This is a genomic window from Streptomyces sp. NPDC008137 (genome assembly GCF_042957035.1).
Classification (GTDB): domain Bacteria; phylum Actinomycetota; class Actinomycetes; order Streptomycetales; family Streptomycetaceae; genus Streptomyces.
The window spans coordinates 258,232-282,638 of the sequence record NZ_JBIBHN010000009.1 but is presented as its reverse complement, the minus strand read 5'-3'; the positions used below and the strand labels follow the sequence as shown (position 1 = coordinate 282,638).

The 24,407-nt window shown below is 68.5% G+C and carries 21 protein-coding genes; 10 read left to right on the top strand and 11 right to left on the bottom strand.

The annotated features are described in order from the left end of the window. Positions 1-197 precede the first annotated feature (197 nt). Positions 198-2,267 carry a chromosomal replication initiator protein DnaA gene (gene dnaA, locus ACFZBT_RS18180; protein WP_391104471.1) on the bottom strand — a complete coding sequence of 690 codons (2,070 nt, stop codon included), beginning with the start codon at positions 2,265-2,267 and terminating at the stop codon, positions 198-200. Positions 2,268-2,671: 404 nt separating this feature from the next. Here dnaA and rpmH point away from each other — a divergent pair, with 404 nt between their 5' ends. From rpmH to ACFZBT_RS18135, 9 genes are all read left to right on the top strand, one after another. Then, positions 2,672-2,809 (top strand): 50S ribosomal protein L34, encoded by a 138-nt coding sequence (gene rpmH, locus ACFZBT_RS18175; RefSeq protein WP_018846094.1) that lies wholly within the window; start codon positions 2,672-2,674, stop codon positions 2,807-2,809. Between the two features lie 21 nt (positions 2,810-2,830). Next, positions 2,831-3,202: a ribonuclease P protein component gene (gene rnpA, locus ACFZBT_RS18170; RefSeq protein ID WP_382581155.1), complete on the top strand. Its 372-nt coding sequence runs from the start codon at positions 2,831-2,833 to the stop codon at positions 3,200-3,202. Continuing rightward, on the top strand, positions 3,199-3,573 hold the full coding sequence (gene yidD, locus ACFZBT_RS18165; protein ID WP_391104315.1) for a membrane protein insertion efficiency factor YidD: 375 nt from the start codon (positions 3,199-3,201) through the stop codon (positions 3,571-3,573). The genes rnpA and yidD overlap by 4 nt, the downstream gene beginning before the upstream one ends. A 3-nt stretch (positions 3,574-3,576) precedes the next feature. Beyond that, complete coding sequence (yidC, locus tag ACFZBT_RS18160) at positions 3,577-4,851, top strand: membrane protein insertase YidC (RefSeq protein WP_391104312.1); 1,275 nt, start codon at positions 3,577-3,579, stop codon at positions 4,849-4,851. 15 nt (positions 4,852-4,866) lie between these two features. Continuing rightward, positions 4,867-5,376 carry a protein jag gene (locus ACFZBT_RS18155; protein ID WP_382492198.1) on the top strand — a complete coding sequence of 170 codons (510 nt, stop codon included), beginning with the start codon at positions 4,867-4,869 and terminating at the stop codon, positions 5,374-5,376. Positions 5,377-5,501: 125 nt separating this feature from the next. Beyond that, complete coding sequence (gene rsmG / locus ACFZBT_RS18150; protein ID WP_184593881.1) at positions 5,502-6,218, top strand: 16S rRNA (guanine(527)-N(7))-methyltransferase RsmG; 717 nt, start codon at positions 5,502-5,504, stop codon at positions 6,216-6,218. Between the two features lie 290 nt (positions 6,219-6,508). Beyond that, complete coding sequence (locus tag ACFZBT_RS18145; RefSeq protein ID WP_189727359.1) at positions 6,509-7,585, top strand: ParA family protein; 1,077 nt, start codon at positions 6,509-6,511, stop codon at positions 7,583-7,585. Continuing rightward, positions 7,582-8,682 (top strand): ParB/RepB/Spo0J family partition protein, encoded by a 1,101-nt coding sequence (locus tag ACFZBT_RS18140; protein WP_391104307.1) that lies wholly within the window; start codon positions 7,582-7,584, stop codon positions 8,680-8,682. Before ACFZBT_RS18145 ends, ACFZBT_RS18140 begins: the two co-directional genes overlap by 4 nt. Positions 8,683-9,002: 320 nt before the next feature. Further along, positions 9,003-9,620 (top strand): GNAT family N-acetyltransferase, encoded by a 618-nt coding sequence (locus ACFZBT_RS18135; protein WP_391104304.1) that lies wholly within the window; start codon positions 9,003-9,005, stop codon positions 9,618-9,620. A 95-nt stretch (positions 9,621-9,715) separates the two neighbouring features. Here the strand turns inward: ACFZBT_RS18135 and trxA are convergent, their stop codons facing one another. From trxA to ACFZBT_RS18100, 7 genes are all read right to left on the bottom strand, one after another. Next, positions 9,716-10,048 carry a thioredoxin gene (gene trxA / locus ACFZBT_RS18130; protein WP_184593875.1) on the bottom strand — a complete coding sequence of 111 codons (333 nt, stop codon included), beginning with the start codon at positions 10,046-10,048 and terminating at the stop codon, positions 9,716-9,718. A 46-nt stretch (positions 10,049-10,094) separates the two neighbouring features. After that, positions 10,095-11,063, bottom strand: coding sequence for a thioredoxin-disulfide reductase (gene trxB / locus ACFZBT_RS18125; RefSeq protein WP_391104300.1), 969 nt, complete (start codon positions 11,061-11,063; stop codon positions 10,095-10,097). Positions 11,064-11,229: 166 nt separating this feature from the next. Further along, complete coding sequence (locus tag ACFZBT_RS18120; protein WP_391104297.1) at positions 11,230-12,159, bottom strand: anti-sigma factor family protein; 930 nt, start codon at positions 12,157-12,159, stop codon at positions 11,230-11,232. Further along, complete coding sequence (sigM, locus tag ACFZBT_RS18115) at positions 12,156-12,881, bottom strand: RNA polymerase sigma factor SigM (RefSeq protein ID WP_391104294.1); 726 nt, start codon at positions 12,879-12,881, stop codon at positions 12,156-12,158. The genes ACFZBT_RS18120 and sigM overlap by 4 nt, the downstream gene beginning before the upstream one ends. Positions 12,882-12,908: 27 nt before the next feature. Next, positions 12,909-14,600 (bottom strand): protein kinase family protein, encoded by a 1,692-nt coding sequence (locus tag ACFZBT_RS18110; RefSeq protein ID WP_391104291.1) that lies wholly within the window; start codon positions 14,598-14,600, stop codon positions 12,909-12,911. A gap of 141 nt (positions 14,601-14,741) precedes the next feature. Next, a complete protein-coding gene (murJ, locus tag ACFZBT_RS18105) occupies positions 14,742-17,057 on the bottom strand; it encodes a murein biosynthesis integral membrane protein MurJ (protein ID WP_391104288.1) in 2,316 nt (771 codons plus the stop codon). Positions 17,058-17,099: 42 nt separating this feature from the next. Continuing rightward, positions 17,100-19,484, bottom strand: coding sequence for a DUF6049 family protein (locus ACFZBT_RS18100; RefSeq protein ID WP_391104285.1), 2,385 nt, complete (start codon positions 19,482-19,484; stop codon positions 17,100-17,102). A 279-nt stretch (positions 19,485-19,763) separates the two neighbouring features. Between ACFZBT_RS18100 and ACFZBT_RS18095 the strand changes: the two genes are divergently transcribed. Further along, a complete protein-coding gene (locus ACFZBT_RS18095) occupies positions 19,764-21,209 on the top strand; it encodes a CCA tRNA nucleotidyltransferase (RefSeq protein WP_391104282.1) in 1,446 nt (481 codons plus the stop codon). A gap of 109 nt (positions 21,210-21,318) precedes the next feature. On the opposite strand, the gene ACFZBT_RS18090 is transcribed toward ACFZBT_RS18095, so the two are convergent. The 3 genes from ACFZBT_RS18090 to ACFZBT_RS18080 form a co-directional block, all read right to left on the bottom strand. Beyond that, entirely contained in the window at positions 21,319-21,825 is a 507-nt protein-coding gene (locus ACFZBT_RS18090; protein ID WP_391104279.1) for a hypothetical protein, read from the bottom strand. Positions 21,826-21,948: 123 nt separating this feature from the next. Further along, positions 21,949-23,211, bottom strand: a complete 1,263-nt coding sequence (locus ACFZBT_RS18085; RefSeq protein WP_391104276.1) for an MFS transporter — start codon at positions 23,209-23,211, stop codon at positions 21,949-21,951. A gap of 89 nt (positions 23,212-23,300) precedes the next feature. Then, the gene (locus tag ACFZBT_RS18080) at positions 23,301-24,383 is read right to left on the bottom strand and encodes an inositol-3-phosphate synthase (protein WP_003991493.1); all 1,083 of its coding nucleotides are present in this window, start codon (positions 24,381-24,383) and stop codon (positions 23,301-23,303) included. Positions 24,384-24,407 lie beyond the last annotated feature (24 nt).

Genomic DNA, 24,407 nt, shown 5'->3' with positions numbered 1-24,407 from the left:
ACCTTCAGTCGCAGCCTCTGTGGACACAGTCTGGACAACTTCCCGGTCCCCAGGATGTGGACGGGAAAAAACCACCGAATCTGTGGAGGGTGGCCGTAACCCCGCAGGTAATCGAACAGCCAGGGACCGCGACATGACGAAGGGCGCCCCCGGAAACCTCCTCCGGGAGCGCCCTCAGCGGCCTGTCGCTCGGTGTGTCAGCCGTTCTTGATGCGGTTGGTGAGCTCGGTGACCTGGTTGTAGATGGAGCGGCGCTCGGCCATCAGATTGCGGATCTTGCGGTCCGCGTGCATGACCGTCGTGTGGTCGCGGCCGCCGAACAGGGCGCCGATCTTCGGCAGCGACAGGTCCGTCAGCTCACGGCACAGGTACATGGCGATCTGCCGGGCGGTGACGAGGGCGCGGCCCCGGGACGTGCCGCACAGGTCCTCGACGGTCAGCCCGAAGTAGTCCGCCGTCGCGCCCATGATGGCCGTCGACGTGATCTCGGGGGCCGAGTCCTCGCCGCCGGGGATGAGGTCCTTGAGGACGATCTCCGTCAGCCCCAGGTCCACCGGCTGCCGGTTGAGCGAGGCGAACGCCGTGACCCGGATCAGCGCGCCCTCAAGCTCGCGGATGTTGCGCGAGATCCGGGACGCGATGAACTCCAGCACCTCCGGCGGCGCGTTCAGCTGCTCCTGCACCGCCTTCTTGCGGAGGATCGCGATACGAGTCTCCAGCTCGGGCGGCTGGACGTCGGTGATCAGGCCCCATTCGAAGCGGTTCCGCAGCCGGTCCTCCAGGGTGACCAGCTGCTTCGGCGGCCGGTCACTGGACAGCACGATCTGCTTGTTGGCGTTGTGGAGCGTGTTGAAGGTGTGGAAGAACTCCTCCTGCGTCGACTCCTTGTCCGCGAGGAACTGGATGTCGTCGACGAGCAGGATGTCCATCTCGCGGTACCGCTTGCGGAAGCTGTCGCCCTTGCCGTCGCGGATGGAGTTGATGAACTCGTTGGTGAACTCCTCCGAGCTCACGTACCGCACGCGCGTGCCCGGGTAGAGGCTGCGGGCGTAGTGCCCGATGGCGTGCAGCAGGTGTGTCTTGCCGAGCCCGGACTCGCCGTAGATGAACAACGGGTTGTACGCCTTCGCCGGTGCTTCGGCGACAGCGACCGCGGCGGCGTGCGCGAAGCGGTTGGAGGCGCCGATGACGAACGTGTCGAAGAGGTACTTGGGGTTCAGGCGCGCGGTGGGCTCACCGGGGCCGGTCGCCGGCGCGGGCTGCGCGGCCAGCGGGCCGGGCGCACCGGTCGTCGGCAGGTTGGGGCCGACGGGGCCGCCGCGGTGCACATGCCCCGAGCCGGCCGGCGGCTCGGGCAGCTCCCTGCGGACCGCGTCGCGCTGGTCGTATTCGGGGCGTGAGGTGTCGTAGTCGGAGCGCGGCTGCTCGTAGGAGGGGCGCTCCATGGACTGCGGGCGGTAGTCCTGGGCGGACGAGCCGTACGAGTCCTGTGATCCGTACGAGTCCTGTGATCCGTGGGAGCCGCGGGATCCGTGGGAGCTGTAGGAGTCCTGTGAGCTGCGGGATCCGTGGGATCCGTGAGATCCGTACGAGTCCTGGGACCCGTGGGATTTATAGGAGTCCTGCGCGCTGTACGTGTCCTGAGCGCCGCCGCCGTACTGGTCCTGGTTGCCGTACTGGTCCTGCGAGCCGTAGGACTCCTGTGCCGGTGACGCGTACGGGTCACGCTCGGGGAAGCCGAGTCGCTGCTGCTGCCAGCCGTACTCGTCCTGTGTGGGCCGGGGCCAGGCGCCGGGCTCGGGGCGCTGGTACTCGGACGGGTAGGCGGGGCGCGGGGTGGGCAGTTGATCTCCGCGCGTAGGCGGAAGCTGATCGCCGGCCGGTCCCGGCATCTGGTCGGCGCGGTGGCGGCCGTATCCCTCGTATCCGTCGCGTTCCTGGCGGGCGGCGGGGAGCTCGGGCTCCTCGTAGCGCGACTGCTGAGGGCGGGCGGTGGGCGCCGGCGGGGCGGGAGCCTCGCCCGCGGAATCGTCGACGGTGATCGCGATCCGGATCGGGCGGCCGCACTCGCGGCTCAGTGTCTCGCTGACGATCGGCGCCAGCCGGCCCTCGAGTACGCCCTTCGCGAATTCGTTCGGTACGGCGAGCAGGGCGGTGTCCGCGACCAGCGCGAGCGGCTGGCAGCGCCGGATCCAGTGTTCGTCCTTCGTCTCGACTCCCTGACCGCGACCCTCCCCGAGGAGCTGCTCCAATACGCGTGGCCACACTGCGGCAAGATCGGCAGGTACGTCAGCCACAGGGCACGCTCTCTCACAGGTCCCACGAACGTGTGGTTCCGGGACGGCTCGGGATGTCAATCGAGTGGGGCAGGGATAAGGGAACGAATCGGAGTTCCGTCACGGTAGTCAGGGCAGCCGGTACGGTTCAAGTTGTTGTCCCCAGCCTGTGGACAAGTGTCTCCCGGCGACTCCTGGTTTGACCGGATGGCGTAGCCGCGCGTACCGTAACCAGGTCGAGTTGTCGATGGCTGCTGCCGCCTGCCTCCGATGGGCACAGGTCATTTGGGTGATCGGTCAGCGGTGCACTCGGGCGTAACTGCGAGCTACTCGTGGGCGCACGGTGACAGCCAGGACGGCACCCCGCATCTACCGATTTCTTCTGGAGCCCCCGAGTGAGCAAGCGCACCTTCCAGCCGAACAACCGTCGTCGCGCGAAGACCCACGGCTTCCGCCTGCGGATGCGTACCCGTGCCGGCCGCGCGATTCTCGCGAACCGCCGCAGCAAGGGTCGCGCCAACCTGTCCGCCTGATCCCGATCAGGTCATGACGTCGTGCTGCCTACCGAGCATCGGCTGAGGCGGCGCGAGGACTTCGCGACCGCGGTACGGCGAGGACGCCGGGCAGGACGCCCGTACCTCGTCGTCCATCTTCGAAGCGGTGCCACGGACCCGCATGCGCCTGGGGAGAGCGCTCCCCCGACGCGTGCGGGTTTCGTCGTGAGCAAAGCTGTGGGTGGCGCGGTGGTGCGCAACAAGGTGAAGCGCAGGCTTCGCCATCTGATGCGCGAGCGAGTCGCCCAGCTGCCCCCCGGTAGCCTGGTAGTCGTACGAGCGCTGCCCGGATCGGGTGACGCCGACCATGCACAGCTGGCCCGAGACCTGGATGCCGCTCTCCAGCGGTTGCTGGGAGGGGGCGCGCGATGAAGTACCCGCTGCTGGCTCTGATCAAGCTCTACCAGTGGACGATCAGTCCGCTGCTCGGGCCGGTCTGCAAGTACTACCCGTCGTGCTCCCACTACGGCTACACGGCCATCGACCGGCACGGTGCCATCAAGGGGACGGCACTCACGGCCTGGCGCATCCTGCGGTGCAATCCGTGGTCGCTGGGTGGTGTGGACCATGTCCCGCCGCGCAAGCGTCCGCGGTGGCACGAAATGCTGCGTACCGCGTGGCGTGCACGCAAGGGCGGGCCCTCCGCCGCCGAACCGGCCATCGAGGGACAGACTTCTCCCACAAGTCGGTCCAGTCCTTCGAGCCCGGCCGCAGAGACACCGTCCCATGCCCAAGGAGCATGATTAGTGGACACGATTGCCAGCCTCTTCAGCTTCATCACCACACCCGTCTCCTGGGTCATCGTCCAGTTCCACTCGGTGTACGGCGCCCTCTTCGGCCCTGACACCGGCTGGGCCTGGGGCCTGTCGATCGTGTCCCTGGTGATCCTGATCCGTATCTGCCTGATCCCGCTCTTCGTGAAGCAGATCAAGGCGACCCGGGCCATGCAGACGCTCCAGCCCGAGATGAAGAAGATCCAGGAGCGCTACAAGAACGACAAGCAGCGTCAGTCCGAAGAGATGATGAAGCTGTACAAGGAGACGGGCACCAACCCGCTCTCCTCGTGCCTTCCCATCCTGGCGCAGTCGCCGTTCTTCTTCGCCCTGTACCACGTGCTCAACAGCATCGCGACGGGCGACACCATCGGTGTCATCAACCAGAGCCTGCTGCAGAGCGCTCAGAAGGCGCACATCGCCGGTGCGCCGCTCGCGGCGAAGTTCACCGACAGCTCGTCGAAGGTGGAAGCACTCGGTGCCTCCCTCACCGACGTCCGCGTGGTCACCGCCATCATGATCGTCCTGATGTCGGCGTCGCAGTTCTTCACCCAGCGCCAGCTGATGACGAAGAACGTCGACACCACGGTGAAGACGCCGTTCATGCAGCAGCAGAAGATGCTGATGTACGTCTTCCCGGTCATGTTCGCCGTCTTCGGCATCAACTTCCCCGTCGGTGTCCTCGTCTACTGGCTGACCACCAACGTGTGGACCATGGGCCAGCAGATGTACGTCATCCACAACAACCCGACCCCGGGTTCCAAGGCCCAGGCCTCGTACCTCGAGCGTCTGAACAAGCACGTCTCGCAGCACAGCAAGGTCGGGCGGCGCCGTGACCGGGCCATCGTCAAGGCGATCGTCGCCAAGGGACGCGACCGCAACGAGTACGAGCGCAAGTTCATCAACGGCCTCAGCAAGGCCGGACTCGTCGCCCAGGCCGACGGCACCGTGATCAAGGGCGATACCACTGCCGCTGTCGAGGCCGAGGACGGTACGTCGGCCACGGCCACGCCGAAGCGTCAGCAGCCCAAGCGCCAGAGCAAGTCCCAGCGCCAGTCCGGTGCCGCGAAGGCGGCCGGCGAGGCCGAGCCGAAGACGTCGCTCAGCAAGTCCGACGAGCCCGACGACGCCAAGCCCGCCGCCGCTGCCCAGAAGGGCGGAGCGAAGTCCGGCGGTGCTACCCGCAGCAAGGCCCAGTCCGGACAGCGCAAGGGCCCGCAGCGGCCCAAGTCCCCGTCCAAGAAGTAAGAAGGAGTCCATCCCGTGACGGAAGGCACCACCTCCGCCGCTGCCGAGGGTGCAGACACCCTGTCCCGCCTGGAGCAGGAGGGCGAGATCGCTGCGGACTACCTGGAGGGTCTGCTCGACATCGCCGACCTCGACGGCGACATCGACATGGACGTCGAGGCCGACCGCGCCTCCGTCTCGATCATCAGCGACTCGGGCCGCGACCTGCAGAAGCTGGTCGGCCGCGACGGTGAGGTGCTGGAGGCGCTCCAGGAGCTCACCCGTCTGGCGGTGCACCGGGAGACCGGTGACCGCAGCCGTCTGATGCTCGACATCGCGGGATACCGCGCCCAGAAGCGCTCCGAGCTGTCCGAGCTGGGTGCCAAGGCCGCCGCCGAGGCCAAGAGCAGCGGTGAGGCCGTGAAGATGAAGCCGATGACGCCGTTCGAGCGCAAGGTCGTGCACGACGCGGTCAAGGCCGCGGGCCTGCGCAGCGAGTCCGAGGGCGAGGAGCCGCAGCGCTTCGTCGTCGTGCTGCCCGCCTGATCGGTCCCTACGTTTCCCGGCCCCGTCTGTTGCGCAGGCGGGGCCGAACTTTGTCAGCCTGATAGTTCTGGTGGTTCTGGCGTCGGCGCTGGGCGCGTTGACGCGGTACGGAAGGACGGTCCCCCGTGACGGAGGCAGCGGAGCTTCCCCCCGCGCCCGAGCAGGCGCGCGAGGTGTTCGGTGATCGCTTCGCGGATGCGGTGCGGTACGCCGAGCTGCTCGCTCAGGCGGGCGTGCAGCGCGGTCTCATCGGCCCGCGAGAAGTGCCCCGCCTGTGGGAGCGGCACCTGCTGAACTGCGCGGTGCTCTCGGAGGTCGTGCCCGAGGGCGTGACCGTGTGCGATGTCGGTTCGGGCGCCGGCCTGCCCGGCATTCCCCTGGCACTCGTCCGGGAGGATCTGAAGATCACGCTGCTGGAGCCGCTGTTGCGGCGCACCAACTTCCTCACCGAGGTCGTGGAGCTGCTCGGCCTCGATCACGTGACGGTCGTACGCGGCCGGGCCGAAGAGGTCATGGGGAAGATCCAGCCCGTCCACGTCGTGACCGCCCGAGCCGTCGCGCCGCTCGACCGTCTCGCCACCTGGGGTGTCCCGCTGCTGCGGCCCTATGGCGAGATGCTCGCGCTCAAGGGTGATGCCGCGGAGGAGGAGCTGAAGAGCGCGTCGGCGGCACTGAGCAAGCTGGGTGCCGTGGAGACGTCCATCCTGCATGTGGGTGAGGGCGTGGTGGACCCGATGTCGACGGTCGTACGGGTCGAGGTCGGGGAGAGTCCCGGCGGTGTGCGCTTCGCCGCGAAGCGTGCCAAGGCGGCTCGCACGGGTCGGGCCCGTCGGCGCCGCTGAGCGGTTCCCGTCCCGTCGACGCTGATCCGTCCTGAGGACGAGACGTACTCCACACAAGCTGCCAAACCGATGCATGCCGGAGTGTCGCGGCAGTTCGGCCACGGCTGCTGTGCATCGTGTTTCACGTGAAACGTCGCTCACTGCTGCACGGCATCATCAGTCGTGGCCGCGCTGCGGCCGAACCCCGCGACCGCAAGCCTCTCGGTTCACTCGATGAGGGAACCGAGTTGTCCACAGAGGTGGATTTCTCCACAGAACGCCAGGCCTCACTGGTTCACGACCCCGAAGGCATGGGAGGCTCTGTTCATAGCGAGCCTGAAGTCGAGGAGAGTGAATCCTTGCGGTCCGACGCCAACATCGCGGGACCGATGACCGATCCGGTCCCCGGTCCCCGTACCGAGTCGATGGGGGCGGATGTTTCACGTGAAACACCGCCTCCGATGGACGACACTCCCATCGGTCGTGCTGCTCAACTGGCGGTGGAGGCACTGGGCCGCGCCGGCGAGGGCCTGCCACGGCCCGAGCAGACCCGGATCATGGTGGTCGCCAACCAGAAGGGCGGTGTGGGCAAGACGACGACGACCGTCAACCTTGCCGCGTCACTGGCCCTGCACGGAGGGCGCGTCCTGGTCGTCGACCTCGACCCACAGGGCAATGCGTCTACGGCGCTGGGTATCGATCATCACGCCGAAGTCCCCTCCATCTATGACGTGTTGGTGGAGAGCAAGCCGCTCTCCGAGGTCGTCCAGCCCGTCCCCGATGTCGAGGGTCTCTTCTGCGCCCCCGCCACGATCGATCTCGCCGGTGCTGAGATCGAGCTGGTGTCCCTGGTGGCTCGGGAGAGCAGGCTGCAGCGTGCCATCCAGGCGTACGAGCAGCCGCTGGACTACATCCTCATCGACTGCCCGCCCTCACTCGGCCTCCTGACGGTCAATGCGCTGGTGGCGGGCCAGGAGGTCCTGATCCCCATCCAGTGCGAGTACTACGCGCTGGAGGGCCTGGGTCAGCTGTTGCGCAACGTCGACCTCGTGCGCGGGCACCTCAACCCCGCCCTGCATGTGTCGACCATCCTGCTCACCATGTACGACGGCCGGACGCGCCTCGCTTCCCAGGTCGCGGACGAGGTGCGCACCCACTTCGGCGACGAGGTACTGCGGACGAGCATCCCCCGGTCCGTCCGTATCTCCGAGGCGCCGAGTTATGGGCAGACCGTACTGACATACGATCCAGGATCGAGTGGTGCCCTCTCTTACCTGGAGGCGGCACGAGAGATCGCGCTGAAGGGCGTCGGCATCAGCTATGAAGCCACGCACGCCCACATCGGCGTACAGCAGAACGACCCGAGCATGGTGGAGGGCATCCAGTGAGCGATCGACGGAGGGGACTGGGCCGTGGACTCGGCGCACTGATCCCTGCTGCCCCCACGGAGAAGTCGGTGGCCCAGGCGGCGGCAGGGGGAGCCGCTTCCGCATCCCCGACGGCAGTGCCCGCACTGCCGAACGACCGTGGGGTGGCGGCTGCGAAGGTGGCGACTCTTCCGGCTGTTTCACGTGAAACAGAGGAGCCGGTTCAGCCCAGCGATCCCGCCGTGCCTGCGGCGCCCATCGGTGCGCACTTCGCCGAGATCCCACTCGACGACATCACGCCGAACCCGCGGCAGCCGCGTGAGGTCTTCGACGATGACGCTCTGGCAGAGCTCATCACTTCCATCAAGGAGGTCGGGCTCCTCCAGCCGGTCGTCGTACGACAGGTGGGGCCCGCCCGCTACGAGCTCATCATGGGCGAGCGCCGCTGGCGTGCCTGCCGCGAGGCAGGACTGGAGGCGATCCCCGCCATCGTGCGGGCCACGGAGGACGAGAAGCTCCTCCTGGACGCTCTGCTGGAGAACCTGCACCGCGCCCAGCTGAACCCGCTGGAAGAGGCAGCGGCCTACGACCAGTTGCTGAGGGACTTCAACTGCACGCACGACCAGTTGGCGGACCGCATCGGCCGATCCCGCCCGCAGGTCTCCAACACCCTGCGCCTGCTGAAGCTCTCTCCGGCTGTGCAGCGCCGCGTTGCCGCCGGGGTGCTCTCCGCCGGCCACGCACGGGCACTGCTGTCCGTCGAGGACTCGGAGGAGCAGGACAGGCTGGCGCACCGCATCGTGGCCGAGGGACTCTCGGTGCGGGCTGTCGAGGAGATCGTGACCCTGATGGGCTCACGGCCGCAGAAGGCTCAGCGGCCCAAGGGGCCGCGAGCCGGCGCCCTGGTCTCTCCCGCGCTGTCCGACCTCGCCACGCGGCTGTCGGACCGTTTCGAGACGCGGGTGAAGGTCGACCTGGGTCAGAAGAAGGGGAAGATCACCGTCGAGTTCGCCTCCATGGAGGACCTCGAGCGGATCCTGGGTTCCCTCGCTCCCGGAGAGGGGCCGGTCCTGCAGAAGAGCCTTGTGGAGAGTGACTCTGAGGAGAGCGATTCCTGAGCCTCCGGCAGGAGCCTCGGCTGTGTATCCGACAGAGCGGGCCGTGTCCGGTGTGTACCGGAACGTGGCCCGCTCTTTCCTTTTTGGCGGTATCGATGGAATCGCATCGTGGATACGATGCGTTGGGGTATGGCGCGACCATCCGGCAGCACCTCTGAAAGGAAGGCAGGGGCCATGGGAACGATGAGCCGCACCGGACTGGTGAGCGCCGGTTTGGGGCTGGGGGCGGTCGGTGGGTTCATCGGCAGTCTCCTCAGGGAACGGAGCGCTCTGACAGCCGCCCGCGACGCGGCGGGCGAAGGAAGCGAGGAACAGCCTTCATGGGGCGTCGGCTCGTACCGCTCACGCTGGACAACCTTCAGGACCTTCCCAAGCGCTGCCGCTCATGTGTCTTCTGGGAACTCGACCCAGTCAGCGGTGAGGCCGCGGTAAAGGCGGGTACGCCCGCTCTGGAGAAGGAATCCTGGATTTCGGCTGTTCTGCTGGACTGGGGATCCTGCGGCCGGGTCGTGTACGTCGACGATGTGCCGGTGGGCTTTGTGCTCTACGCACCTCCCGCCTACGTCCCCCGCTCCACGGCGTTTCCCACGAGTCCCATCTCCCCTGACGCGGTTCAGCTGATGACCGCGTTCATCCTGCCGGGCTACCAGGGGCAAGGACTGGGCCGGGTCATGGTTCAGACGGTCGCCAAGGATTTGCTGCGGCGCGACGTCAAGGCGATCGAGGCGTTCGGGGATGTGCGCTGGAAGGAGCCGGCCTGTCTGCTGCCCGCCGACCATCTCCTGGCGGTGGGCTTCAAGACGGTGAGGCAGCACCCCACCAGCCCCCGGCTGAGGCTGGAGCTGAGATCCACGCTCTCCTGGAAGGAAGACGTCGAGCTGGCACTGGACCGGCTCCTGGGCGCCGTACAGAAGGAGCCGGCTCTGCGACCGCTGTAGAGGCATGCAGTCACACGAATGGGCCAACCCTTTCCGGGTTGGCCCATTCGTGTTTCACGTGAAACATGCACCGTCGCTGCGACGGCTCAGCCGATTCACTCGGCGATGAACTCCTCGAGGTCGCGAACGATCGCGGCCTTCGGCTTCGCGCCCACGATGGTCTTGGCGACCTCGCCACCCTGGTAGACGTTCAGGGTCGGGATGGACATGACGCCGTACTTGGCGGCCGTACCCGGGTTCTCGTCGATGTTCAGCTTGACGACCTCGATCTTTTCGCCGTACTCGGAGGCGATCGCCTCGAGGGACGGCGCGATCTGGCGGCAGGGACCGCACCAGGCGGCCCAGAAGTCCACCAGGACAGGCTTGTCGCTCTTGAGGACGTCCTGCTCGAAGGAGTCGTCGGTCACGTTCTTCAGGGTGCCGGCCACGGCGGGCTCCTTAACTGGTTGGTGCGTGGGGCGGGTAGGGAGAGGTTCAGACGGAGGTCTTCTCGGGCTCGGGCTGCTCCTCGTCCGAGAGGGCGGCGAGGAAGCGCTCGGCGTCGAGCGCGGCGGAGCAACCGGTCCCGGCCGCGGTGATCGCCTGACGGTAGGTGTGGTCGACCACGTCGCCGGCACCGAAGACACCGGTCAGGTTCGTGCGCGTCGACGGCGCCTCCACCTTCAGGTAGCCCTCCTCGTCCAGGTCGAGCTGACCCTTGAAGAGCTCGGTGCGGGGGTCGTGGCCGATGGCGATGAACAGGCCGGTCACCGGCAGGTCGGAGAGCTCACCGGTCTTGAGGTTGCGCAGCTTCAGACCCGAGAGCTTCGGGTCGCCCTGGATCTCGGCGACCTCGCTGTCCCACACGAACTTGATCTTCGGGTCGGCGAAGGCGCGCTCCTGCATGGCCTTGGAGGCGCGCAGGGTGTCTCGACGGTGGACCACGGTCACGGACTTGGCGAACCGCGAGAGGAAGGTGGCCTCCTCCATGGCGGTGTCGCCACCACCGATCACGGCGATGTCCTGGTCCTTGAAGAAGAACCCGTCACAGGTGGCGCACCAGGACACCCCACGGCCGGAGAGGGCGTCCTCGTTCGGCAGACCGAGCTTGCGGTGCTGCGAGCCGGTGGAGACGATGACGGCCTTCGCCCGGTGGACGGTGCCGGCGGTGTCCGTGACGGTCTTGATCTCGCCGGACAGGTCGACGTTCACGACATCGTCCGGGACGAGCTCGGCACCGAAGCGCTCCGCCTGGGCACGCATGTTGTCCATGAGCTCAGGGCCCATGATGCCGTCCCGGAAGCCAGGGAAGTTCTCGACGTCGGTGGTGTTCATGAGCGCACCGCCGGCGGTGACGGCGCCTTCGAACACCAGTGGCTTCAGCGACGCGCGCGCGGTGTAGAGCGCCGCCGTGTAGCCGGCGGGCCCGGAGCCGATGATGATCACGTTACGGACGTCGCTCACGGCTTGTTTCCTCGTCTCTGGACTGCGTCGTTCGACCGGTGGAGCTTCTCTCGGGACTCTCACACCACCCAACGGATCCTAAGGGGCGCGCATTCCCGCTGTGTCCGGGCACACGGAGATGCGGCACTGTGCTGGATACCACGCAGGGCAAAGAGGATGCACTCGCTCAGGCGGACGGGTAGGAGCGCTGCAGGAGTACCTTGCCCTTGGCAGTGGACGCCTGGTGATCTACACAGGTCGCGTCGACGACATAGGCGGTGACTCGCGAGGCGTCGGAGGCGTTGGGAAGCAGCACGAGCATGGCCTTCTTCCCCTGATACCTGCCGTTCTCGACGGCCAGGGCCGCGTCCTTGCGCCCGATGCCGTCACGGACGCAGCCGGGCACTGTGGGTTCCCTGAGGATCCTGTGGTGGTTGGTGCCGGCGGTCTCCGCGCCGAAGGGGGTGCGGGAGCCGCCGCCTTGCTCGCTCTGGTTCTCGGCCAGGAGGTCGGTGACCTGCTTCTCCAGCTTGCCCTCGGAGAAGGTGTCTGCGGCGGTGGCCTGCCGATCGCCCGCTGTGTCGTGGGGCGGCTTGTTGTCACCGAGCGACGACAGGAGGACGGAGCCCAGCCCCAAGGCCGCCACAGTGAAGACGGTCCCCAGAACGGCGATCCTGCGCTGCCCGTTCCGTGTGCGGCCCTTGCGGCCCGGTCCGGTAGTGGAAGAGCGGGGGCGCCCGGCGGGCCGGTCGACGGTCGTCGATGTTTCACGTGAAACATGCACACCGCTGTCGTCCTCGGAAGCGGAGCGGGGGGCACTCAGCGGTGCTGCTGTCGCATCCTCTGGGGCCTCGGGCCCCGTGGCGTGCAGCAGAGCCTCCGCGGCGAGTGCGGCATCGATGCGGCCTGCGACATCGGCGGGCATGCGCGGCGGGCCCGGCAGTGTGCCGAGCAGGCCGCGGATCTCCTCCAGAGAGGCATAGACGTCCGCGCAGAGCTCGCAGTCCTCCAGATGACGGCGCACGTCGGTGCTCCGGGACGGCGGGAGGATGCCTTCGGAGAGGTCGGAGATCTCCGTGACGTCCGGGTGCCCGGCCATGTCTGTCGTCGACGTCACGCTCGTCCACCTCCGCCCTTCACTGCAGCTGAGTCGCTCGGTCCTGTGTCCGGCGGTCCCGTCCGGCTTGGTCCCGCTGCGGGTGGGACGGTTGGCTCTTGCGTCCGGTTCCGCTCCCCGCCCGGCTTCTTGCCCTCGCCGCCGCTGTCCGGCCGTAGATGGGTGAGCAGCGGCAGGAGTCTGGCTCTTCCGCGTGCGCACCGGCTCTTCACCGTGCCGGTCGGCACGTCGAGGATGCGGGCCGCCTCGGCGACCGGGTAGCCCTGCATGTCCACCAGGACGAGCGCCGCGCGCTGGTCGGTCGGCAGGGTGCCCAAGGCTTCGATCAGCTGCCGGTGGAGATCATTGCGCTCGGCGGGCGCGGAGGCCGACTCGTGCGGCTCCAGCAGCTGCTCGAGACGCTCGGTGTCGTCGACGGGAGACGTCTTCCGTGAGGCGACCTTGCGGGCGCGGTCCAGGCAGGCGTTCACCGTGATCCTGTGCAGCCAGGTTGTGACGGCCGACTGGCCCCGGAAGGTGTGGGCGGCCCGGTAGGCGGACACGAGGGCGTCCTGCACCGCGTCAGCGGCCTCCTCGCGGTCCCCCAGCGTCCGCAGGGCGACGGCCCAGAGGCGATCGCGATGCCGCCGCACGATCTCAGCGAAGGCGTCGGGGTCGCCTTCGACATGGCGGGCGAGCAGGTCCTGATCGCTTACTCCGTCGTACCCGGTGCCGTCTGCCATCGGCCTCCTTCCTCGAGGCAGATGCTGTCAGCTGGTCACCTTGATGTCCGCCACCCTGCCGCGCCACTTGCCGTCGTCCGACTGCATGGGCAGCTCGGTCAGCCACACCAGGAGGTAGCGGCTCTTGAGGGCCTTGGGCTTGAGTTCCACTGTCGTCCCGGTGCCCTCGGCGACCTTGGTGTAGGCGTCGAAGGACGTCGGCTCCGAGCCCGCGTCCGCGCTGCGTAGCTCGACCGAGGTGTCCCCGACGAAGGTGACCTTGACCTTGCCGACCTGCTGGACCTTGCCGAGGTCGAGGATGACACCGACACCCGACTTCAGGCGGCCGAAGTCCGAACTCAGGTAGAAGTCCGTCTGCCAGTACGTGGCCGTGCTGTTGTCGTAGACCTTCCCTATGTCGGACGGCTTCTCGGAACCGTCAGCGCCGAAGGGGTCGAAGTCGCGAGCACCGCTGATGGCGATGGGCTTGCCGCCCGTCGGCTTCTTCGGGCTCTTGTCGTTCCCGTCGTTCGTCTGCGTCTGGCCCGGCTCCTCGTTCTTGCCGCCCTGGTCCATGAGCGCGTCCGCCAGCTGCCAGCTGCCGAGACCCAGTGCGGCGATCAGGAGCGCGGACACGGCCCACTTCAGAGCCTTGCCCGTGCGGCTCTGCAGTGGGGGCGGTGGGGTGGGGACGGGCTGGGTGGCGCCGAGGCGCGGGGCCTGGCGGCCGTACGTGCCTTGCTGGTACGTCGTGCGCTGGTACTCGGGCGGGGCGGTGAACGCGGGCTCCGGCGGGCGGATGCGGGGCATCTCGCCGATCGCTTTCACCAGCTCCTCGGGTGTCGTGCACGGCGACTCGTGCCGGGAGGCGGTGGCTCCGTCGTTGACGAGTGCGCGCATGGACAGCTCGGAGAGCCCTCGGTGCACACCGGCGCGCACCTGGTCGGGTGCGATCAGGCCGATGTCCTTCGGCAGGCCCGACAGGCCGTAGGCGTCACTCTCGTACGGCCAGCGCTGGGTGAGAGCCGCGTACAGCAGGGCGCCGATGGCCTCGGTGTCGGTGCGCTGCGGGGTCTCGGTCGTGACGCCGCGCAGGGCGGCGTTCACGGCGAGCCCGCGGATACGCCACTGACCGGTCGAGGTACGCAGCACGGCATTGGGGTTCAGGCGCAGATGGGCGAGACCCTCCCGGTGCGCAGCGGCCATGGCCGAGGAGATCTGACTGACCATCTGGTAGGCGTCGTACGGCTCCAGCGGCCCCGAGGCGAGCAGCGGGGTCAGCTCCGTCGCGTCGGGAAGCCACTCGTGGACGACGTAGACGAGGTCGTTCTCCTCCACCGCGTCCAGCACCTGGACGAAGCGGGGGTCGCCGAGGAGCGCGGAAGAGCGTGCGGCGGCCAGGACCGAGCGGGCCCGTGAGTGGTCGGCGGGCAGGATGTGCACGCCGACGGCACGGCGGAGCTTCTCGTCCACGGCACGCCAGCTGCTGAAACCGTCCAGACGGGTGACGCACTCCTCGAGGCGGTAGCGTCTGGCGAGTTTGTGCCCACTGTGCAGTTCAGGCGGCGAGGTCGTTCCGGGCCCGTCGGTCCGGGTGCTCTCCTGTACCTCGTCGCTGTCCGTGTCCCGCTCCCGGTTCTTGGCCACCCCGTCGGCCGTGGACTGGTCCGCCTGCGCGGTCAGCGACGTGTCGTCGCTGTTGTCTGCCACGTCGACGGCAGCCGTACTACGTTCCGCCACCGTCGTTCCTGCCTCCCCATTCATGTGCGCGCCGGCCGGCATCCGTTGCGCGCCGCCCGACGCCGAGACCAATTGTGCCCACAGTCCGCCGCAATGCACGACACGCGGCGGCTGACGATGGTTGTGCGCCTACCCCCCGACTCAGCGTCCCAGGCGTCCGCGGACCATGCCGACCAGCGAGTTGAGTTCCTCGATGCGCATGCGGCGGGCGGCGACGAAGAAGATCCCGAGAAGCACGGCACCGCCGGCCAGCACCCCGGCGAGCGAGCCCATGACGCCCTGGCCGAGGGTCTGGCCGATGCCGTAGCAGGCGGCGCCGCTGAGCAGCGCGGCCGGGATCGACGCGATGCACAGCCGGGCGTAGGTCCGCAGGACGCGGGCGCCGTCGAGGTCCCCGCCCAGCCGCTTGCGCAGCCGGCTCCAGGCGACGCCGACACCGATCGCGTACGCCAGGCCGTACGAGGCGGCCATGCCGACCACGGCCCAGCGGGACGGGACGACGAAGTAGCAGACCGCCGACGCGCCCGCGTTGACCGCGGCCACGATGACCGTGTTGTAGAAGGGGGTTCGGGTGTCCTCGTAGGCGTAGAAGGCCCGCAGGACGACGTACTGCACCGAGTACGGGATCAGGCCGAGACCGAACGCCATCAGCATGAAGCCCATGTTGGTGGCCGCGCTGGTGCCCGAGGAGCCGAACATCAGCGTGCACAGGGGGATGCCGAGCGCGAGGAAACCGAACGCGATCGGCACGATCGCGACCGCCGTGGTGCGCAGGCCCTGGGAGATGTCGTCGCGGACGGCCCCTGCGTCGCCCTCGGCCGCCGAGCGCGACAGACGCGGCAGCAGAGCGGCCATGAGGGAGACCGTGATGATGGCCTGCGGCAGGCCCCAGATCAGCTGTGCGTTGGCGTAGGCGGAGAAGCCGGTGCCGACGACGGACGAGCCCTTGCCCGCCGCGGTGGACAGCCAGATGACGATCATGGCGCCCGCCTGGTTGGCGAGGACGAACAGGACCGTCCACTTGGCGAGCGTGATGGCCTTGCCGAGGCCCTGGCCCTTCCAGTCGAAGCGCAGCCGCAGCCGGAAGCCGGTCTCCCGCAGGTAGGGGATCATCGCCAGCGCCTGGACCACGAGGCCGAGCAGGACGCCGATGCCGAGGAGGCGCTGGCCCTCCGGCGGGATGGTCGTGACCTTCATCCCGGAGTCGGCGGCGGTGCCGTAGACGTAGATGAACATGCCCAACGTCACGATGATGACGATGTTGTTCAGGACCGGGGTCCACATCATCGCGCCGAACTTCCCGCGGGCGTTGAGGATCTGGCCCATCACCACGTGGATGCCCATGAAGAAGATCGAGGGCAGGAAGTACTGGGCGAAGGTGATGGCGACCTGGTTCGCCGCGGGGTCGCTGGCGATCGAGGGGGACATCATGCGGATCAGGAGCGGCGCGCCGAAGACCCCCAGCGCGGTGAGTGCGCCGAGCGCCACCATGACGAGGGTCAGCAGGCGGTTGGCGTACGCCTCGCCGCCGTCCTCGTCGTCCTTCATGGCACGCACGAGTTGCGGCACGAAGACGGAGTTGAGCCCGCCGCCGACCGTGAGGATGTAGATCATCGTCGGCAACTGGTAGGCGACCTGGAAGGTGTCACCGAGGAAGCCCACGCCGATGGCCGACACGATCAGCGCGGAGCGGATGAAGCCGGTGAGGCGGGAGACCAGCGTGCCCGCCGCCATCACGGCGCTGGACTTCATGAGCCCCGCGGCGCGGCCGCCCTTCTTGGGTGCCGGCGAGGCAGTGGGCTCCGGGGCTGAGGGTTCGTCCACGAGGGGCGGGGCCGGTGCGGTCTGGCCGGGCGCGCCGTACGGACTCGGACTCTGCGCCCCGTACTGGCCCTGTGCCGTGTATTGGCCTGGTGCCATCTGCCCGGGGGCCTGGGACGGGCCGGGGACCGACGGCTGCTCGTACGACGGGTGACCGCTGTTCTGCTGCTGGTCCCGGTAGAGGTGCGCGAAGGCGTCCGGCTCCTGGCGCGGCTCGCCCGCCTGGGAGACCAGGTCGTCCACCCCCACGAATTGGGTGGTCCTGGGGTCGTCGCCGTACGGCAGGTGCCGCGTCGGGCCCTCCGGCTCCGGCGCCGGCGTCCGGGCCCACACCTGCGGGTCGGGCGCGTAGGGCGACTGCGGCGGCTGGGCGTACATCTGCTGCGGCTGGTACGTGCCCGCAGGGGGCGGTGGGTGCGCGGCGCGGTCGTAGAGCGCCTCGGCGACCGGGTCCTGTGAGGCGAGGTCCTGTGCCCGGTAGGGATCCTGGTCGTAGGCGTCCTGGAGGTACATGTCCGCGGGTGGCTGCGGCGGTACCTGGCCGTGCTCGGCCGGCGAGCCCTCGGGCCCACCTGACTCGGGGTAGCCCGAGCTGCCCGCGGCACGGCCGCGGTCACCGTCGTACGGCGCGTTCATGGTTACCCCACCTCATCGTCCCCGGCCCACCGGCCACGACATCTAACGGTCCACTCTCTCACCCGTGCCGGACGGGTCGGCGTTTTCCGCTGCGGTGTCCGGGGCCGGGTCACTCGGCTGCTCCGGGCCCTCCGCCCGCGATCCGGCATCGGTCTCCTGCTTGAGACGGTCGCCGGGGGCCTCGGGGTTCTGCGGGTTCTCGGCGTCGTCGTCCGCCTCGGCGGTGCCGTCCTCGTCCGCCTCGCGGGCCGCGGCGCGTTTGCGCTGGGTGTACATACGGAAGCCGGCGAGGACCAGGAGCAGGACACCGCCGCCGATGACCAGCATCACGGTGGCCGTGACCTCGGTGACCTTCACGTCGAAGGTGACGGGGGCGCCGTACTTCTGGCCGTCCTCGGTGTACAGCTGGGCGACGACCTTCGCCTGGCCGTTGGCGTTGGCGGACGTGGTGAACTTCACCGACTGGCTGTGGCCGCCGTTCACGGTGACGCGCTGTTCCTCGTAGGCGTCATCGCCGATCTTCAGGCGCGTCGGGTTCTTCGAGGTGAGCCGCAGCTCCAGGTGCTCGACGCCTTGGACCAGGTTGTTCTGGACGGTCACAGGGATCGTGGCGCTGCGGCCGGAGAGCTTGGTCTCCGACTTCTCGATCAGCTTGACCCCGTCGGTGAGCCCGTCGAGGTACGACTCGACGTCGTCGCGATACCCCGCCGCCGCGACGCCCCGGCCACGCCACGACGTGGACATCTCGCGGTTCATGGCCCGCCCGAAGGGGGTCACGACCCGGGACTGGTCGGTGAGGATCACCTTGAAGCGGTCGAGCTTGCCCTGTGTCTCCGCGATCTGCTCGAAGCCGGCCCGCAACAGCTCCTGGTTGCGAAGCGAGGCGGGGTACGCGCGGGTCGAGGGCACCTTGGTGTTGGCCGCCGGGTCCGGCTTGGCCTTGGCGGCGTCCGCGAGGTCCTGCGATTCGGCCCAGTTCCCGCTCTGGAGGGTCCCCAGCGCCTGGGCCATGGCCTGCGCCTGGCTCACGGAGGGCATGCGCTGCGGGGCGACGACGACACTGCGCTGCTTGCCGCTCTGCAGGCCGAGCGCCAGGCTCTGGGCCAGGAAGCGCTGCACGGCGAGTGTGGACGCGGAGGCCTTCGTCAGGTTGCCCTGGAACGCCGTGGACATCCTGGAATCCGCGACGACCGCCGTGGTGCCGCCTCCGACGGGCCGGGCCGCGGAGGGCGTGTACGACAGGTTGTCCTGGAGGCTGTCGCTGCGGGCGATCACCTTGTCGGCGCCCGCCGAGGTCGCGACTTTCACGATCGACGGATCGACGGCGCCGTCCGCGGGCCAGGCGAAGTCGGTGGACGGTTCCACGTGGAGGATCGTCTCCACCGTGCTGACCGCGGCGTCGGTGGCGTCCTTGAGGTGGTTCAGCGAGCCCGTGACGTTCGTGCCGTTGTGGGCGAGGGAGGCCAGGTCCGGGTCGCCGAAGGGCAGGGCGACGATCTCCTTGCCTGTCACCGCCTGCTGGAGCTCGGCGAGCCACTGCTTGGCCACCGCTTGGTTCCGGCCGGGGGTGGTGGTGCCGTCCTCGCTTCTGACCTCGTAGTTCCGCGTCATCGCGTCGACGGATGCCAGCAGGTCCGGGTCGATCACCCAGGTGATGTCGAGACCCTTGCCCAGCGACACCATCTGGTCGAGACGACCGCCCCGGGCGATCTCCTCGGCGAGGTCGTCGTTGCGGAAGACCGGCGTCTGCTGCTCGTTCGACCCTGTCTCGGCCGTCATATGGACGGTGGAGGTGAGCGGCCACATGAACGTGGTCTTCGTCTTGGTCCCGGCCTCTTCGGGCTGCCATGGCAGGAAGGTGCGCTGGACCCCCAGGACCTGGTCCCAGGGCTGCGCGGAGGTCTCCCCGGAGAGCGCGACGGCCAGCTGGTACACGCCGTCCGGGCCGAGGTCCAGCTCGTCGGCCGGCACGGAGATGTTGAAGGGCTCGGCCACGCCGGGGGTGAGCTTGGAGAACTTCTCGCTGTACTTGCCGCCGACCGCCTTGCCTGCGGGCCCTTGGACGTCGTCGCTCTTCTTGGCGAGGGCGTCGATGGAGGAGCGGGTGTCGAGCGAGGGGCCCACCCGCAGATCGACATGGGCGTCGGTGACCGCCTGCTTGCCGTTGTTGGTGACCGTGCCCCGCACGGTCACCGTGTCCCCGTCGGTGGGGGCGGTGGGGGTGAGCGAGTCGACAGCGACAGCCACCGAGCCCGTGCCGCCGACCGCCTGCGGGGCCTCCTGTCCGGCCGCGTCCGCCGGGGCCGCGGCGGACAGCTGGAGCAGCCCGGCCAGTAGGGGCGCACCGGCGAGCAGTGCCCCGGTGCGCCGCAGCCACCGGCGGGCAGGTGAGGCACTGGTCCCCTGGAAGTCTGCCGCGTCGGCCACGCGCTTCGCCCGTCCCTCGTCGTCGTTCAGTGGTCGTCGGAATGTGCGTCCACGCATGGTAACGATGCGCGCTGAGGGGAAGTGCCGCGGTCCGTTCCACAAGATCGCGGGCCGACAGCGTCCTGCCCGGTATGTGACCGTATAGAAGGGAGCGGCGCTTTACATCCCATGGGCGGGTCTTGTGCGTCTATTCACGGACGAGTCCGCACGCGTAATGACGAGTCCGCACGCCTAATAGGGGGAGCTCATGGCCGCCTGGGCCACGTACCCTCTTCTGTTGTGCCGAACGCCAACGAAGAAACGTCCAGTGCCCTCAGCCAGGTGCAGCACCGTGCGGTGAGTGAACTGCTGCGGGTCGCTCCTGTCGCCGATGACCTCGCCCGCCGATTCCGGGAGGCCGGGTTCTCACTCGCCCTGGTCGGCGGCTCGGTCCGGGACGCGCTGCTGGGCCGGCTCGGCAACGACCTCGACTTCACGACCGACGCCCGTCCCCAGGACGTACTCAAGATCGTGCGCCCGTGGGCCGACGCGGTCTGGGAGGTCGGGATCGCCTTCGGCACCGTCGGTGCCCAGAAGGACGGCTACCAGATCGAGGTGACCACCTACCGTTCGGAGGCCTACGACCGGACCTCGCGCAAGCCCGAGGTGTCGTACGGCGACTCCATCGAGGAGGACCTCGTCCGCCGTGACTTCACCGTGAACGCGATGGCCGTCGCGCTGCCGGAGAAGGAGTTCGTCGACCCGCACGGCGGGCTCGAGGACCTCGCGGCACGTGTGCTGCGCACTCCTGGCACCCCGGAGGAGTCCTTCTCTGACGACCCACTGCGGATGATGCGGGCCGCGCGCTTCGCGGCTCAGCTCGACTTCGAGGTCGCCCCCGAGGTGGTCACGGCGATGACGGAGATGGCCGCACGTATCGAGATCGTCTCGGCCGAGCGGGTGCGGGACGAGCTGAACAAGCTGGTCCTGTCGCGCCACCCGCGCAAGGGCCTGACGCTGCTCGTCGAGACCGGCCTCGCCGACCGTGTGCTGCCCGAGCTGCCCGCCCTGCGCCTGGAGCGTGATGAGCACCACCGGCACAAGGATGTCTACGACCACACGCTGATCGTCCTGGAGCAGGCGATGGCGCTGGAGGACGACGGCCCCGACCTGACGCTCCGCCTGGCCGCCCTGCTCCACGACATCGGCAAGCCGCGCACGCGTCGCTTCGAGAAGGACGGCCGGGTCTCGTTCCACCACCACGAGGTGGTCGGGGCGAAGATGGCCAAGAAGCGCATGACGGCCCTCAAGTACTCCAACGAGCTGGTGAAGGACGTCTCCCGTCTGGTCGAGCTCCACCTGCGCTTCCACGGCTACGGCACCGGCGAGTGGACGGACTCGGCGGTCCGCCGCTACGTCCGTGACGCCGGCCCGCTCCTCGACCGCCTCCACAAGCTGACCCGCTCGGACTGCACCACGCGCAACAAGCGCAAGGCGATGGCCCTGTCGCGTGCGTACGACGGCCTGGAAGACCGGATCGCCAGCCTTCAGGAGCAGGAGGAGCTGGACTCCATCCGCCCGGACCTCGACGGCAACCAGATCATGGAGATCCTCGGCGTCGGTCCCGGCCCGGTCATCGGCCGCGCTTACAAGCACATGCTGGAGCTGCGGCTGGAGAACGGGCCGATGGAGCACGATGTCGCCATGGCTGCACTCAAGGAGTGGTGGGCCGAGCAGGAGAGCTGAGGCTGTGAAACGGGGTCATGTTTCACGTGAAACATGACCCCGCAGGAGACAACCGGAGGGGCGGTGTTTCACGTGAAACACCGCCCCTCTCCGCGTCTGCGTGGCTGCCCTACTTCTTGTGGTCCTTCAGGCAGAGCAGGAAGTCCTTGCCGTCGCCGCTCTCGGTGTACGAGTACTGGAAGTCCTTGGCCGCGGACTCGCACTTACTCGACGCCAGCGTGTCCGTGAGGAACGAGCCCTCGATCTTGGCCAGCACCACGTACTGAGCCTTCGCGTCACTGCACTTGACGACCTCGAGGTCCGGGTTGTCGTCGCTGGTGCTGCCGCGGTGCATGCAGTCGCCGACAGCTGCCGTCTTGGCGTCGTCCCGGCTGGATATGTAGCCACCGATGGCAATGCCCGCCACCGCGATGACGATCACGATGTTCTTGATGGTCTTGAAGCTGAGCTTGCGGCCGGACGGCTGCGGCGGGACCGGGGCGTACGGAGCGCCCTGGGGCGGGAAGCCGGGCTGTCCGGGCTGGGGGTAGCCGCCCTGCGGCGGGTACGGAGCCTGGGGCTGACCCGCGGGCTGGTTCTGTGCGAACGGATTGCCCTGGGGCGGCGGAGTGGTCATTCGGGGGTCCCCCTAGTACATGGTGAATGACGCGAACATGTCGCGAGATAAGACGCACGTAAGTTATCGGGCCCCACTGACAACCCAGTAGCCAGAAGTGGCTCTGTGTCATTGATGTGACACTTACTGGTGACCAAACCGGGCCATAGTCGCCGATACTGTCGCGTAGATAACGGCGATCGTGATCACCAGCGTCACGGATCGGCCGTCCGGAGGCAGCATCAGGGCCGCCACGGCGGCGGCGCCGACGAAGAAGACGTTGAAGAGAACGTCGTAGACGGAGAAGATCCGGCCACGGAAGCCGTCCTCCACGGAGGACTGGACGATGGTGTCCGTGGCGATCTTCGCGCCCTGGGTGGTCAGCCCCAGGACGAAGGCCGCGACCATCAGCGGGGTGGTCGCGAACGGCAGCCCCAGCGCGGGCTCCAGCAGTGCGGCGGCCCCCGCGCACACGACGATCCAACGGCCCGGCCCCATCCGCCCCGCGGCCCAGGGCGTCACCACGGCCGCCGCGAAGAAACCCGCGCCGGAGACACCCAACGCCAGTCCCAGCAGGGCGAGTCCGTCGTCCGTGGTCGAGGCGAGCGCGTACCGGCAGAGCATCAGGAGCATGACCAGCAGAGCGCCGTAGCAGAACCGCATCATCGCCATCGCCGCGAGCGCCCAGGCGGCCTCCCTGCGCTCCGGCGCGGCCAGATGCCGTACGCCGGCCACCAGGTCGCGCGCGGTGCCCGTGAGGGCGGACCCGAGCCGCTCGCGCACCAAGGTCCGGTCGGGGCCGAGAAGTTCCCGCGCCATGCTCAGCGATGCCACGGCCGCGCACAGATACAGCCCCGCTGCCACGAGCACCACGGCGGCGTCGGAGTCCGCCACCACCAGGCGGACGGCGAAGGCGAGGCCGCCGCCCGCGGTTGCGGCCAGCGTTCCGGCGGTCGGGGAGAGGGAGTTGGCGATGACCAGGCGCTCCGCGTCGACCACGCGCGGCAGGGCGGCGGAGAGACCCGCGAGAACGAAACGGTTGACCGCGGTGACGCACAGGGCGGAGACGTAGAAGAGCCAGTCGGGGGCCGGGCTGAGTATCAGCAAGGCCGTCGCCGAGGCCAGCAGGGCACGCAGCAGACTGCCGTGGAGCAGGACCTGGCGGCGCCGCCAGCGGTCCAGCAGGACACCGGCGAAGGGGCCGACGAGGGAGTACGGGAGCAGTAGCACCGCCATCGCGGAGGCGACCGCCGCGGCCGAGGTCTGCCTCTCCGGGGAGAAGACGACGTACGCGGCGAGCGCGACCTGGTACACGCCGTCGGCGCCCTGGGAGAGCAGGCGCACGGCGAGCAGACGCCGGAAGCCCTGGAAGCGCAACAGGACGCGCAGGTCACGGACGACGGCCATGGGGCACAGCCTCACATACGGGGAGGGTCCCCGGGTCGTACGACCCGGGGACCCTCACAGCCCTGGCAGGAGCGACTCGTTGCGGCGCGTCAGCGCTCGACCTCACCCTTGATGAACTTCTCGACGTTCTCGCGGGCCTCGTCGTCGAAGTACTGGACCGGTGGGGACTTCATGAAGTAGCTGGAGGCCGACAGGATCGGGCCGCCGATGCCGCGGTCCTTGGCGATCTTCGCGGCGCGCAGGGCGTCGATGATGACGCCGGCGGAGTTCGGGGAGTCCCAGACCTCGAGCTTGTACTCCAGGTTCAGCGGGACGTCACCGAAGGCGCGGCCCTCGAGGCGGACATAGGCCCACTTGCGGTCGTCCAGCCAGGCGACGTAGTCGGACGGGCCGATGTGGACGTTGCCCTCGCCCAGTTCGCGGTCGCGGATCTGGGAGGTGACGGCCTGCGTCTTGGAGATCTTCTTAGACTCGAGGCGGTCGCGCTCGAGCATGTTCTTGAAGTCCATGTTGCCGCCGACGTTCAGCTGCATCGTGCGGTCCAGGACGACGCCCCGGTCCTCGAACAGCTTCGCCATGACGCGGTGCGTGATGGTGGCGCCGACCTGGGACTTGATGTCGTCGCCGACGATCGGGACGCCCGCCTCGGTGAACTTGTCCGCCCACTCCTTGGTGCCGGCGATGAAGACCGGAAGGGCGTTGACGAAGGCGACCTTGGCGTCGATGGCGCACTGGGCGTAGAACTTCGCCGCGTCCTCGGAGCCGACGGGCAGGTAGCAGACGAGGACATCGATCTGCTTGTCCTTGAGGACCTGGACGACGTCGACCGGCTCCTCGGCGGACTCCTCGATCGTCTCGCGGTAGTACCGGCCGAGGCCGTCGAGGGTGTGACCGCGCTGGACCGTCACGCCGGTGCTGGGCACGTCGCAGATCTTGATGGTGTTGTTCTCGGAGGCGCCGATGGCGTCCGCGAGGTCGAGACCGACCTTCTTGGCGTCCACGTCGAACGCGGCGACGAACTCGACGTCGCGGACGTGGTAGTCGCCGAACTGGACGTGCATCAGGCCCGGCACCTTGGACGCCGGGTCGGCGTCCTTGTAGTACTCGACTCCCTGTACCAGCGAGGCGGCGCAGTTGCCCACGCCGACGATGGCTACGCGAACCGAACCCATTCCGGTTGCTCCCTGTGTGTATGA